Origin of the sequence: Phenylobacterium sp. (assembly GCF_004799515.1) — a bacterium.
In the GTDB taxonomy this organism is placed as follows: Bacteria; Pseudomonadota; Alphaproteobacteria; order Caulobacterales; family Caulobacteraceae; genus Phenylobacterium.
In genome coordinates, this window is record NZ_SSMX01000053.1 from 138,623 (window position 1) to 151,265 (window position 12,643).

A 12,643-nucleotide genomic window follows, 5' to 3' on the forward strand; every position below is an offset into this window, starting at 1 on the left:
CCACGTGTGGACCCTGTGGAGGGGCGCGTTCCGAAAGCTTGGTTTCAAGGCCTCGCCGGTGCGCTCGCGCGACAAGGATCTGGCGAAAGAGACCTCCAGGTATTATATCATGACACGATATATGAGACCGGGAGTTTGCCATGCGTCTTGCAGTGGTGCTCGCATTGAGCGGCGCGTTTTCCGTAGGGTCTGCAATCGTCGCGCAAGCGGCTGCCCAGGTTGCGAACGTCGACCCCACTGTTCGTCAATCGGGCTGGAAGGTTCCTCGCAATCCCGAGGGCCAACCTGAACTCTCCGGATACTGGTCCAACGCCACCATGACCCCTACGGTCCGCAATCTTCGGCTTACGAGAGACGCCGTTCTCCCCGACGCCCAGGCCCATGCGGCCGAAGCCGCCTTCGCCCAGGCGCTGGCAAAGGCCGATGCGCCCACCAAGACGGACCAGAAGCCCACGGACGCGAAGGCGGACGAGGATAAGCTGCTGAAGCTGCGGCCGGAGTTCGCCGCGGCCGGGGGCGATGTGGGCGGCTACAACGCCTTCTGGCTGGACCCCGGCGGCCACCTGATGCGGGTGAACGGCCAATACCGAACCTCGCTGCTGACCACGCCCGACGGCCAGATCCCGAAGCGCAAGGATGGCGGCGGGGCCGGCGCGTTTCGGCGCAACGGGCTCGGATCCTTCGACAATCCGGAGAACCGCTCGCTGGGCGAGCGCTGCATTATCGGCTTTGGGCGCAACGCCGGCCCGCCGATGCTGCCCAACGGCTTCTACAACAACAACTATGAGATCATTCAGACGCCGCGCTACGTCGCCATCGACGTCGAGATGGTGCACGACGTGCGCGTTATCCGGCTGGACAGCCAGCACCGCACCGACGGCATCCGCCCCTGGATGGGCGACTCCATCGGACACTACGAGGGCGACACCCTGGTGGTGGAAACCACCAACATCCCGCAGGCGCAGAACTTCTTCGGGTCGTGGAAGAACCTAAAGGTCACGGAGTGGTTCACCCGCGTCTCGCCGACCCGCATCGACTATCGCTTCCAGGTCGAGGACCCGGACACCTGGGACAAGCCCTGGGGCGGCGAGTACGACTTCGCCCCGCTGACGGGCATCGTCTACGAATACGCCTGCCATGAGGGCAACTATGCCCTGCCGGGCATGCTGGCCGGCGCCCGCCATGCCGAGGCGGCCGCCAAGGCCAAGACAGGCGCCGAGTGAGTTTCGGCAGACCACACCAGCGCGAACAGGGAATTAGAAAATGAGGTTTGATCGACGCGGCGTGTTCGGCGCCTCTACCGCGGCCCTACTGCTGATCGCCACCGGAGTCTTAGCCCAACCCGCGGCGGGTCGGGCTTCGCTGGCCACGGTTCGGGACTTCACCTTGATCGACGCCCAAGGGCAGCCCCACGAACTCTACAAGATGACCGGCGACAAGGCGATCGTCCTGGTTTCGACGGGTGTCGGCTGCCCGATCGCGCGCGCAATGACGCCGGTGCTCAAGGCGCTACGCGACAAGTATGCCGCCAAGGGTGTCGAGGTGATGATGTTCGACTCGAACCTTCAAGATGGCCGCGACGCCATCGTCGCCGAGGCCAAGGAGTTCGGCATCGACATTCCAATCTTGATGGACAAGACCCAGGCTGTCGGCGAAGCGCTCGGCGTGACCCGCACGGCAGAGGTCTTCGTGGTCGATCCCAAGACGTGGAAAGTCGCCTATCACGGCCCGCTAGATGACCGCTCCGACTACGGCATCGCGAAGGCGGCGACCAAGGAATTCGCAGACGTCGCGATCTCCGCCGTCCTGGCCGGCCAGCCGGCCCCTGCGGCGACCCAAGCCTCAAAGGGCTGTCTCATCGATTTCCCGACCCGGGTGCAGAAGGCCAAATCCTAGGACCCGTCGCGAGGAACTCGCGACGGGTGAGTGCAATGCACAAGGTCGCGAATGCGCCACGAGGGGGCGTTCGCGTCGCTGCAGAAAGAGGACATTCGCGGCGTGCCTGCAGCTGAAGCACTAGAGGTCCGCGCAATCAGTGCGAAGGCGGCCAATTGCATTTCTGCAAGCTGGACCGTGATGCTAGCCTCGCCAGAAGCCGTTGAGGGCGCGACGTGTATTCGGTTCATCTGGATCAGGCTCACTTCCTGGCTCAAAATGACCATCCCGTGCTCGAAACGACGGTTGGCAGCGTCTTACGGGCGCGCGCAAAGGCGATGCCCGACGCTGAGGCGTTGGTCGAGGCCGACATCGCCGGGGTGCTCCGGCGGCGCTGGACCTACGGCGAGCTGGCGGCCGAAGCTGAGCGTCTCGCCAGGGCGCTGTTGTCGCGCTACCGGCCGGGGGAACGGATCGCCGTCTGGGCGCCGAACGTCCCTGAGTGGGTGCTCCTCGAATATGCCGCTGGGTTGGCGGGCCTGACCCTGGTCACCGCCAATCCAGCCTACCGACCGCGCGAGTTGCAGCACGTGCTGGAGCAGTCCGGCTCAGTTGGCCTGTTCATCGTCAAGGCGCATCGCGGCAACCCGATGGCCGAGATCGCCGCCGAGGTCGCGGCGCAGATCCGCGCCGTGCGCGAGGTCGTCGATCTCGAGGATCCCTCGGCGCTCTACGCCGGCGAGGGCGCTGCGATCCCCTTACCCGAGGTCAGCCCAGACGACCCAGTGCAGATCCAGTACACCTCCGGCACCACCGGCTTTCCGAAGGGCGTGGTACTGCACCATCGCGGCATCACCAACAACGCGCGTCTCTCGATGACGCGGATGGGCCTGCGGGAAGGCGACGCGGTCCTCAACGTCATGCCGCTGTTCCACACCGCAGGGTGCGGGCTGCTGACGCTGGGCGCCGTGCAGTTCGGCTGCCGGCTGATCGTGGCGCGGCTGTTCGAGCCGGCGCGGGCGCTGGATATCATCGAAGCCGAACGTGTGGAGTTCGTACTCGGCGTGCCGACCATGCTGGTCGCCCTGCTGGAAGCTCGGGCCGCCCAGCCGCGCGACCTTTCCTGCGTCCGGACCATGGGATCGGGCGGTGCCATGGTCCCGCCGGAGTTGGTCAGGCGAGTCCAGACGGCGTTCGGTTGCGCCTTTCACGTTGTCTACGGCCAGACCGAGACCTCGTGCCTCCTGAGCGTCGCCGCCGCCGACGACTGCGAAACGGTCGGCCAGCCCTTGGCGCAGACGGAGGTGTCCATTCGCGATCCGCAGACCAACGCCGTGCAGCCGATCGGCGCCGTCGGCGAGATCCTCGCGCGCGGCTACGGGGTCATGCTAGGCTACAATGACGATCCCGAGGCCACGTCGAACGCCATAGACGCTGACGGTTGGCTGCGCACCGGCGACCTCGGGACCCTGGATGCTGGCGGACGTCTCAGGATCACCGGCCGGGTGAAGGAGATGATCATTCGCGGCGGGGAAAACCTGTTCCCGGCCGAGATCGAGAACGTTCTGCTGGAACACCCCGACGTCGCCGAGGCGGCGGTCGTCGGCGTCCCCGACGCGCGCTGGGGCGAGATCGTCGTCGCCTTCCTACGGCCGGCGACGGTGGGGCCGCTGGATCGCGCGGCGCTGGTGGCCCACTGCCGCGAGCGCATGTCCCCGCAGAAAACGCCGGCGCATTGGATCGAAATCCCGGAGTGGCCGCTCACCGGCTCCGGTAAGGTCCAGAAATTCGTGCTGCGCGACCGGTTCGTCGCTGGCGAGTTTGAAAGCGCCCGGACTTAGCAGGCCCTTGGCCTCGCCGTGCGGGACCCGACGCCAGGGCCGCTTTGCAGCCGACGTTCCCAAGTCCGAGATGCGCCGTAACCGGATCTTGGGATCGCTCCAATTCCGGGACTTCGGCGTGATCGTTCGGCTTGCGGATGACCGTTGGTCAGGCGCGACGGGGCGGCGGCATCTTGTCTGTCCAGTGGGTCGCCGCCTCATAGGGCTTTGCGAGTTGGAGGCAGGAAATCTCGCCGCGGTTCGGGCCCACGATCTGCAGGCCGATCGGGAGGCCCTGGGCGCCGAAGCCGGCCGGGACCACCAGGGCGGGGTTTCCCGATAGCGTCACCAGCAGCGCCGACTTCATCCACTCGTGATAGGTGCGCATCTCGTGGCCCGCCACCGCCTTGGGCCAGCGCTCGTCCACCGGGAACGGGAACAGCTGCGAGCTGGGCAGGACCAGGTAGTCGTAGCGGCTGAACAGCGCCTTGACCGCCATCGACCAGGTGGTGCGGGCCGTGGAGGCGGCGGTGATCTCGTAGGCGGTCAGCGGCAGCGCCGTCTCGACCTCCCAGACCGCTTCGGGCTTGAGTAGAGCGCGCTCGGCGGGATTGCGGTAATTGGCGAGGATCGATCCGCCCTGTTGCCAGGCCCGCAGCTTGATCGTGGCCTGCCAAGCCGCCTCGACGGGCGCTGCGACCTTTGCCTCCTCGACCGTGCAGCCTAAGGCCTCGAAGGTCTTCAAGGCCGCGCGGCACAGATCCAACACCTCGGGCTCGTGCGGGACCTCGCCGCCGAAGTCGCCGAGCCAGCCGATGCGACGACCTTTCACGGGGGCATCGAGGCTTTGCCGGTAGATGGCGCCGCCGCCAGGCAGAGAGAGCGGGCTGCGCGGGTCGTAGCCCGCCTGTACCGAAAGCAAGAGCGCCAGATCCTCCACCGAGCGCGCCATCGGCCCCGCCACGCCCATGCTGGGTAGCCAGACTTCCGGCCCCGCCGCCGGAACCACCCCGAAACCGGTCCGGAAACCGAACACGTTGTTCCAGCCCGCGGGGTTCCTGAGGCTGCCGCCGTAGTCGCTGCCGTCGGCCAGCGGCAGCATGCGCGAGGCCAGCGCCGCCGCCGCGCCGCCGCTCGAGCCTCCCGCCGAGCGGCCGAGGTCATAGGGATTGTGCGTGGCGCCGAACACCGGGTTGAAGGTGTGCGAACCGAAGCCGAATTCCGGGGTGTTGGTCTTGCCGACGAAGATGACGCCAGCCTGCCGCAGACGCTCCACCATGAGGCTGTCGGCCGCGGCGACGCGGTCCTTGTAGATCGGCGAGCCCTGAGTGAAGCGCAGACCCTTCACCGGCTGCAGGTCCTTCACGGCGTGCGGCAGGCCGTGCAAGGGCCCGAGTGTCCCACCCCTGGCCTGCAGCTCATCGGCCGCGGCCGCCTGGTCCATCAGGGTCTCACGGGCCGGCATCGAGACGACGGCGTTGACCGACGGGTTCACGGCCTCGATCTGATCGAGGCAGGCCGCCATGACCTCGCGCGCGGAGGCCTTTTTCGAGCGGATCGCCGCCGCCAGGGCCGAACCGCCCATTCGGCAGAGATCGGAGCCGGCCGCGATCGCCAGGCCCGAAGACGCCGCCACCACAACGCCGGCGCCCGACGCGATCACAGCCCGACGCGTCGGATCCTCACCTTGGTCCCCCCCACCTTGGCCGCCGCCCATGCCCACCTCCCCCGAGAAAAGGGCAAGGCTAGTCCCGCTGTTCGCGCATTGCACGGCGCCTTTGCGCCATAGCGGACGTCCGGCGAGTCCGCTTAAAGTCACGACCGGTGATCCGCCGGGGGGCGCATGGAAATCCACAAACCGAAGCCGTGGCACGGCTGGCGCGAGTTCCTGAAGGAGATCGGCACCATCGTCATCGGCGTCCTGATCGCCATCGCCTTCGAGCAGACGGCGGAATGGCTGCATTGGCGCCACAAGCTGGCCGACGCCGACGCGGCCGTGCAGTTCGAGCTGCACGACGACGACCTGCCCCAGGCCTACGCGCGTCTCGTCGTGCGGGGATGTCTGGACAAGCGGCTGGACGCGCTCACCGCCGTGCTCGCCGCCGATCAATCGCGCGAGGCCTTCGCCCGTCTCGTCAAAGACTACAATCCGCCGTTCCGCACTTGGGACATGAACGCGTGGCAGGCCATGGTTTCCTCTGACGTCCTTACCCGTCTCACCGCCGAGGAGGCTCTCCATCGATCTCAGGTCTATAACGTCGTGCCCGCGACCGGCGCCATCAACGTGCGGGAGCGCCAGGACGCCACCGACCTGGGAGCCCTCGACCCGAGACCCGGCCCGCTGACGGCGGTGGAACGTGACCGCGCCGTCCTGGCGCTGCAGCGATTGCGCATCGACAATCTGCAGATGTTCTACGCGTCCGTCACCCTGCTGCGCGCCGGCGAGGACCTTGGCGTGGCGCTGACGGACAAGGACAAGGCCAGAGTGATATCCGAGCTGCGCCCGACCTGGGGAAGCTGCCTTGTCGACCCACAGACAAAAACGCCCAGCCTGAACAGCCAGGCGCCCCTCGCCTGAGACTGCCCCGGGACCCGTTGCGGCGGGCGGAAGAGTCCGATTGCGTAACTTGCCCGGAACGACGGCGCTTGAGGTCGGGACGCACATCGAAACCCGCACATCGGAGCCGAAAGTGGAAGCGCTGTTGCTGCGGTTCCTCCTTGGGCCCCTGTTCATCGCGCACCTCTACTGGAAGATCGCCGTGCTGCCGGGCGGGATCGAATCCTGGTGGAACAACCTCCAGGGCGCCGGCTATCCTTGGTTTGTCCCAGCCTATGTGTTGTCGGCTGAGATCGCCGGCGCGCTGTTGCCGATCCCCGGCGTGCTGACCCGCTACGTGGCGCTCTACGCCATGCCCATGATGGCTGGGGCGGCGCAGTTCTGGGCGGTCCGAAAGGGCTTCTATTTCACAGCCGCGGGCTCTGAACTTCCGCTGGTCTGGTTCACGCTGCTCGGCATCCAGGCCGTCGCGGGTGACGGGCCGGGGGCGCTCGCGCCCTCGCCAAACTGGCGCACGGTCGCAGGGCGGCTGCGGATCAAGGCACGCCTCGCCTAGGTCGGCCGTCCACCGATCGCCGAGGTTGCGCGGCCGCCCTCCATGTCGGATCGCAAGTGGCTCCGCACCTTCAGCCCGTCTCTCCGTACATGGTCCGGCTGTCCGCTTCGGGAAGTTCCTCGAACCAGCGCCGGAACTCCGCGGAGTGCCACTGGCGACGCAGCTTCCACCAGCTCTTGATGCCGGGTTGCGAGGCGAAGCTGGTCGCCTGGCGCTCGATCATCTGCCAATGCTCGGGATCCAGCTGACCGCGCAGCCATTGGGCGCGGGAGGATTCGTAGAAGCGGAAGATGCTGCTCGCCAGAGCGACGAAGCGGACCTTCGCGTCGGCGTCCTGGGAGTCGAAATCCGCGAGGGATTCCCGCCAGATACGGGCCAATTCGCCATCGTTGATGATGCTCGAGTTGATCGCATAGTAGTTCGCCGAATGCGCCTGCGATGTGGAGGCTCGCACAGCCCGGATGGCGAGGCGCAGTTGGATGCCGACAAAGACCAGGGAGGCGACCACGGCGATGGCGGAAATGATTTGCGACAGCGCCGACAACCGATCCAGCGACATCACGCCTCCCGCCCGTTCCGATTCTGGACCCGCATCCCCCAGACGGGTCAATGAAGCTCGATGCGCCCGATCGCGCAACCTAGACAGTCAAGCTTCAACGACGGGCTGCTACGCCATCGCACGATCCGGAAATACAGGCAGGGCGATCTTACCTCATAGGCAGCCCACAGCAGATGCTCCGGACCTCGCTTTCGAGCGAGAAACGGCCCCTCCGACGGGCGCCGCGGCAACGTCCGCTCTCCCCCGATCCGGAAATTCGCGGGATCCGCTTTAGGGCCTAACCCTAAGACCGCGCTCGACCCGTAGCGGACATTGCGGCCGAAGCTGGCATAGTCCTCCGCTCAGGGGCATCCGGGGGGACCATCGTGGGCATGTTCGAGTATGTCGTCGTTCTGACGGGAGTCGTGATCGGGCTCGCCCTGACTCATCTGATGCAAGGCATCGCGCGGATCGTCGAACAGCCCAGCCGCATGCGCATCTGGTGGCTGCACCTGGGCTGGGTCGGCTACATGTTCGTGAACGCCGTGTTCTGGTGGTGGTGGGAGTTCAGACTGCGGCTGATCACCAGTTGGTCGTTCCAGTTCTACGCTTTCGTGCTCGGCTACGCGTTCCTGATCTACCTGATCTGCGCCGTACTCTTCCCCAGCGACGCCGCGCCGTTCCAAAGCTTCAAGGACTACTTCATGGCCCGCCGGCGGTGGTTCTTCGGGCTGCTGATCGCGTGGTTGGCCGTGGACTTCTTCGACACCTGGGCGAAGGGCTCGGTCTATTTCGCGTCGCTCGGAATCGAATATCCGATCGCCCAGGCAGGTCTTGCGCTGCTTTCCTTGTGGGCCTGTTGAGCCGGCGTGAACGCGTCCAGGTCGCCGTCTGGCTTCTCGTCGTCGGCTATCAGGCGTTGCGGATCGTTCGCTTCTTCGACCACCCCGCATAGGACAGGCGAACACTCTGGCTGGTCAAACTCCGCTTTCCATCCGCGTATTTCGACAATGGCTTCGCCCTCAGCGCCCCGGCGGGGCCAGCAGAAACCTGCGGATCATATCGGCTGGCAGTTTCGGATCAGCTTCACGCCATTGACGGTGACGAAGGCGGACCGATGCGGGGCATCATCGGTGTCATTCACGTTCGGGTACATCAGCGTCTCTCGTGGGCCGTGATCTCGAGGCCGGTGCTGAACAGCAGGCCTGCGCCAAGGGCCATGAAGCCGCGACGGCGGTGCATCGATCACTCCGCGACGGGCGGCCAATTCACCGGCCGACGCGAGCGCGGGCACCGCTGGAGAGCCTCGTCGATCCGGCATTCGCCCTAGAACAACGGGGTCAGACCCGGACCGATCAGAGACGGGTGTCGGCTACGGATCGGTTGTCCACGTTGGGACTCCAGCCAGCAAGCGGACGTGGCGCGACCGGCTCGGAAGCAGACGTTCGCAACGGGCGAGATGCGCCAGGAGCGGAAGTTGGTCCAAAGCCGGATTTCAGACGTTCAATCGAACCTCGCGCCACGGCACTGCTTTCGCGCGCGCATGGGGCAACTGGTGCAAGCGCCCTGTACAACCCACGACAGCTCGCGCCAACGCTGCTCCATCGCTCGATGGAACGGCGAGAGCGTCACGACACCATGATGACGAGGGCGATACCCGGTAGCATCAGGTATGCTCTCCAGAACTCGGCGGCACTTGCTCGTGTGCTTTCTGACCGAGCGAGGGCGCCCCCTTTGGCATCGAATGCTAGCCCGCAGCGGATGCCGGCGATCACGTCGGCAATGCTGACAGGGACTGAGATTTCTGTATCGGTCATGACGTCTCCTGGGTTGGACCATCGAGAAGAGCCAGGGGCGGACACAAGAAGAGGTGGAAGCGTGAGCCCAAGACCCTTGCGCTATGAGACTGAGCAGCAGATCGCGGCGATGATCGCCAAGGACAAGGAGCGGTTCCTCGACATTGAGGATTGGCTGCACAACATCGACGTGATCGCCGAGTTATTACCTGAGGATCATCGTGAGGTCGTGCGGCCCCGTTCAGGATGCGGGCGATGTGGATGTACTTCAGATCCACGCCCATCCGGTCGGCGCAGCCCTTCTGGTGCAGCAGGCAGGAGGAGTCGGCCGAGACGACATAGTCGGCGCCGGAGCGCTTCTGGTCGGTGACCTTGTCGTAACCCATCTTCGCCGAGACGGTCGGCTCGAAGACGCTGAAGGTCCCGCCGAAACCGCAGCACTCGTCCGGGCGGGCCAGGTCGGCGAAGGCGATCCCCTCGACCAGCGACAAGAGGGCCTTGGGCTTGGAGAACGGCGGCTGGCGGATCTCCGTGGGGCTCGCGATATTGATGCCGCGCAGCGAGTTGCAGTTGTAGTGGATCGCCACCTTGTGCGGGAACTTCGCCCACGGCAGGGCGTCGATCTTCAGGACATCGTGCAGGAATTCCGTCAGCTCCAGGGTCCGCTCGCGGACGTGGGCCACCTCGGGCGTCTGCTCGACCGCGGTCAGGTGGGCGCGCACCTGGTGAGCACAGCTGCCGGACGGGCAGACGATATACTCGTAAGGCGCGAAGTTGCGGACGAACAAGGCCTCGCAGGCCGCCGCCTCATGGTGGCAGCCGGTGTTGACCATGGGCTGGCCGCAGCAGGTCTGGTCGAACGGATAGTCGACCTCGCAGCCCAGCCGTTCCAGCAGTTCAAGCGTGGCGACGCCCACCTCCGTCTCGAAGGCGTCCATGTAGCAGGGGATGAACAGGCCGATGCGCATGCGGGAGCCGGAGCGATGACGAAGGCGGTCCGGGCGTTGTGGCGGCTGGTCCCGACGCCGTATTGTATCGCGTTGCCCCGCCTTGCCGGCCCCTGCCCGCCCGGCGGGACGCGGGTCAAGGATCGCCAAGCCGCGAGGCCCCCTACAATCCCGCTCCGCAGCAGGCCGCTAGCGTCCGCCTCCACCTGCGCCAGCCGTTGGCGCGACGGAACAGGAGCGCGCCGTGCTTAAGGGCTACACCGTCCCCCGCAGCCCCTTGGGGCAAGCCAACCTCGCGCCTCTGCCGCCCTGGCACTATCCAGCGACGTCATCGCCGCCGAGTTCTGGGTGGACCGCGGGGCCGCCCAGGCGACCCTGCCGCCAAACGTGACCATCGACGGCGACGGCGAGGCGCGCGCGGTGCTGATGTTCCTCGACTGGCTGTACACCGCCTCGCAAGAGATGCTCGACCCGGCGCCGCTACCAGTATCGCGAGTGCTTCATCCTGCTCGACGCCCACTGGAAGGACATGCCGATCGTCTACTGTCCCTACATCTTCGTCGACAACGACGCGGCCTTCATGCGCGGCCACATTCAGGGATTCCCGAAGAAGCTCGGCCAGGTCTTCCAAACCCGCAGCTACGCCGCGCCCAGCCCCGCGGCTGCGCCGGTGGCCGCCGGCTCGCGGTTCGGGGCCAGTTGCTCGGCGCACGGCGAGAGACTGGACGATGTGCGCGTCACCCTGCGTGAAACGATCGGAGATCCCACGACGGTGTTCAACCGCCCGACCGTCATGCGCCGCTACTTCCCGCGCCTCGACGGCAAGGCCTACGATACGCCGGCGGTCGATCAGCTGACCCTGTCGTTGACCGACAACCTGCATGTCGTCGACCTGTGGTCCGGGGACGCCGAGGTCCGCCTCCCTGAGGTTCCGGGCGAGGAAATGCATACGCTGGCGCCGCTGTGGGTCGGACGCGGCTTCCGCTTCGGCATGTCCTACACCGTGACCGACCTGCGAATCCTCGAGGACTACGGCGCCTAGGCCGGCGTTGGAGCGCCTCCAGGTTGCGGCCCGCGACCGATCCCGGGCTGTTAAGGCGGCGCAATTAGCCGACCCGTGATCCACGAAAGCCTTGTCCTCCGACGCCTGGACGTAGACGGTGGCGACGCGCCTTCGGGCTTTTCCGCCGGTGGCCAGCCATCGGAAGGCTTGTCGAATGGCGTTCGATCCCGTTCGATCCCTCAAAACCGAGGCGGCAAAGAACCTCGGGACATCAGCTTCAGGGAGCAAGGTCATGACCGACACCGGCCTCAATATGTCATCGCGCGCGCCGCGACGTCGCGTTCATCGCGTGGCCATGGCCCTTGTCGCCGGACTGGCGATCCTGCCGGTCGCCGCCCTGGCCGACCCCGCGGCCTACAAGGCGCCACGCACCTCGTCCGGCCAGCCGGAAATCGGCGGCTACTGGTCCAACGCCACGCTGACCCCGATGCAGCGGGACTCCAAGCTCGGCGACCGTCTGGTCTTCACGCCGGAAGAGGCCAAGGCGCTGGAGGCCGACGAGGCCCACCAGGTCGACGTCGGCAACAAACGCACGGACCCGAATGCGCCGGTGAACGCGCCTAACGGCCTGGAGCTCAAGCCGTCGTTCCTGGCGGCCGGCGGGGATGTGGGCGGCTACAACCGCGGCTGGCTCGATCCCGGCCACACAGTGATGCGGGTGGGCGGCGAGCCCCGCACCTCGCTGCTCACCACCAAGGACGGCCACGTCCCGCCGCGCAAGACCGCCGCGGCGAGCACCGCAGGCTACTACAGCGGCGGCGGCGAGGGCAGCCGTGATCCCCTGGGTTCGTACGACAATCCGGAGAACCGGCCGCTGAGCGAGCGCTGCATCATGTTCGGCGGCAACGTCGGGCCGCCGATGCTGCCCAACGGCTTCTACAACAACGACTACAACATCGTGCAGACCCCCGACGCCATCGCCATCCAGGTGGAGATGGTGCACGACACCCGCATCGTGCGGCTGCATTCCCAGCACCGCGCCGACGACGTGCGGCCCTGGTTCGGGGATTCCATCGGCTGGTGGGAGGGTGACACCCTGGTCGTCGAGACCAACCACGTCCCGCAGAAGCAGGCCTTCCAAGGCGCCTGGAAGGACCTGACGATCACCGAACGGTTCACCCGCACCGCCAAGGACCGGTTGCGCTATTCGTTCAAGGTCAGTTCGCCCAGTTCCTGGGACCAGCCTTGGGGCGGCGAGTACGAGTTCTCGCCCCTGCACGGGGTGATCTACGAATACGCCTGCAACGAGGGCAACTACGCCCTGCCCGGCATCCTGGCCGGCGCCCGCAACGCCGAGCGCGACCACGCCGCAGCGGCGACGAACGGCGCGGGCGGGAGATAGGCGTGACGCTGGCCTGGGCGCGGCGTCTATGACGCCCTGCCGAACATGTCCGCCGCCGACTAAGTCCGCGCGCGGCGCACAACCCGCAGTGGCGCGGGAACCGGCAAAGGCGAAGCCTGTTTAGGAAAATAGGGTCGATGCCGGTGCGG

General features: G+C 66.5%; 11 protein-coding genes and 1 pseudogene. 8 read left to right on the plus strand and 4 right to left on the minus strand.

All coding sequences use genetic code 11. From position 1 onward, the window contains the following. The first annotated feature begins 317 nt into the window (after window positions 1-317). The 3 genes from E8A49_RS21175 to E8A49_RS21185 all read left to right on the plus strand — a co-directional run bounded on the left by E8A49_RS21175 (window position 318) and on the right by E8A49_RS21185 (window position 3,716). The gene (locus E8A49_RS21175) at window positions 318-1,223 is read left to right on the plus strand and encodes a hypothetical protein (protein WP_293386250.1); all 906 of its coding nucleotides are present in this window, start codon (window positions 318-320) and stop codon (window positions 1,221-1,223) included. 40 nt (window positions 1,224-1,263) lie between these two features. Beyond that, window positions 1,264-1,896: a redoxin family protein gene (locus E8A49_RS21180; RefSeq protein WP_293386252.1), complete on the plus strand. Its 633-nt coding sequence runs from the start codon at window positions 1,264-1,266 to the stop codon at window positions 1,894-1,896. 269 nt (window positions 1,897-2,165) lie between these two features. Further along, window positions 2,166-3,716, plus strand: a complete 1,551-nt coding sequence (locus E8A49_RS21185) for an AMP-binding protein (RefSeq protein ID WP_293386254.1) — start codon at window positions 2,166-2,168, stop codon at window positions 3,714-3,716. 148 nt (window positions 3,717-3,864) lie between these two features. On the opposite strand, the gene E8A49_RS21190 is transcribed toward E8A49_RS21185, so the two are convergent. Beyond that, entirely contained in the window at window positions 3,865-5,358 is a 1,494-nt protein-coding gene (locus E8A49_RS21190) for an amidase (RefSeq protein ID WP_293386256.1), read from the minus strand. Between the two features lie 180 nt (window positions 5,359-5,538). Here E8A49_RS21190 and E8A49_RS21195 point away from each other — a divergent pair, with 180 nt between their 5' ends. Together E8A49_RS21195 and E8A49_RS21200 are read left to right on the plus strand one after the other, a co-directional pair. Next, window positions 5,539-6,273, plus strand: coding sequence for a hypothetical protein (locus E8A49_RS21195; protein ID WP_293386258.1), 735 nt, complete (start codon window positions 5,539-5,541; stop codon window positions 6,271-6,273). 112 nt (window positions 6,274-6,385) lie between these two features. Next, on the plus strand, window positions 6,386-6,808 hold the full coding sequence (locus tag E8A49_RS21200) for a DoxX family membrane protein (RefSeq protein ID WP_293386260.1): 423 nt from the start codon (window positions 6,386-6,388) through the stop codon (window positions 6,806-6,808). Between the two features lie 70 nt (window positions 6,809-6,878). On the opposite strand, the gene E8A49_RS21205 is transcribed toward E8A49_RS21200, so the two are convergent. After that, window positions 6,879-7,367, minus strand: coding sequence for a hypothetical protein (locus tag E8A49_RS21205; protein WP_293386262.1), 489 nt, complete (start codon window positions 7,365-7,367; stop codon window positions 6,879-6,881). A 371-nt stretch (window positions 7,368-7,738) separates the two neighbouring features. Between E8A49_RS21205 and E8A49_RS21210 the strand changes: the two genes are divergently transcribed. After that, window positions 7,739-8,209, plus strand: a complete 471-nt coding sequence (locus tag E8A49_RS21210; protein ID WP_293386264.1) for a hypothetical protein — start codon at window positions 7,739-7,741, stop codon at window positions 8,207-8,209. Between the two features lie 765 nt (window positions 8,210-8,974). On the opposite strand, the gene E8A49_RS21215 is transcribed toward E8A49_RS21210, so the two are convergent. Then, a complete protein-coding gene (locus tag E8A49_RS21215) occupies window positions 8,975-9,163 on the minus strand; it encodes a hypothetical protein (protein ID WP_293386266.1) in 189 nt (62 codons plus the stop codon). Continuing rightward, a complete protein-coding gene (locus tag E8A49_RS21220; RefSeq protein ID WP_293386268.1) occupies window positions 9,160-10,110 on the minus strand; it encodes a (Fe-S)-binding protein in 951 nt (316 codons plus the stop codon). The genes E8A49_RS21215 and E8A49_RS21220 overlap by 4 nt, the downstream gene beginning before the upstream one ends. 469 nt (window positions 10,111-10,579) lie before the next feature. Between E8A49_RS21220 and E8A49_RS21225 the strand changes: the two are divergent. Together E8A49_RS21225 and E8A49_RS21230 are read left to right on the plus strand one after the other, a co-directional pair. Beyond that, window positions 10,580-11,131, plus strand: a pseudogene (locus tag E8A49_RS21225) (acetoacetate decarboxylase family protein); the annotation flags it as partial. A 316-nt stretch (window positions 11,132-11,447) separates the two neighbouring features. Next, a complete protein-coding gene (locus tag E8A49_RS21230; protein WP_293386270.1) occupies window positions 11,448-12,494 on the plus strand; it encodes a hypothetical protein in 1,047 nt (348 codons plus the stop codon). Window positions 12,495-12,643 lie beyond the last annotated feature (149 nt).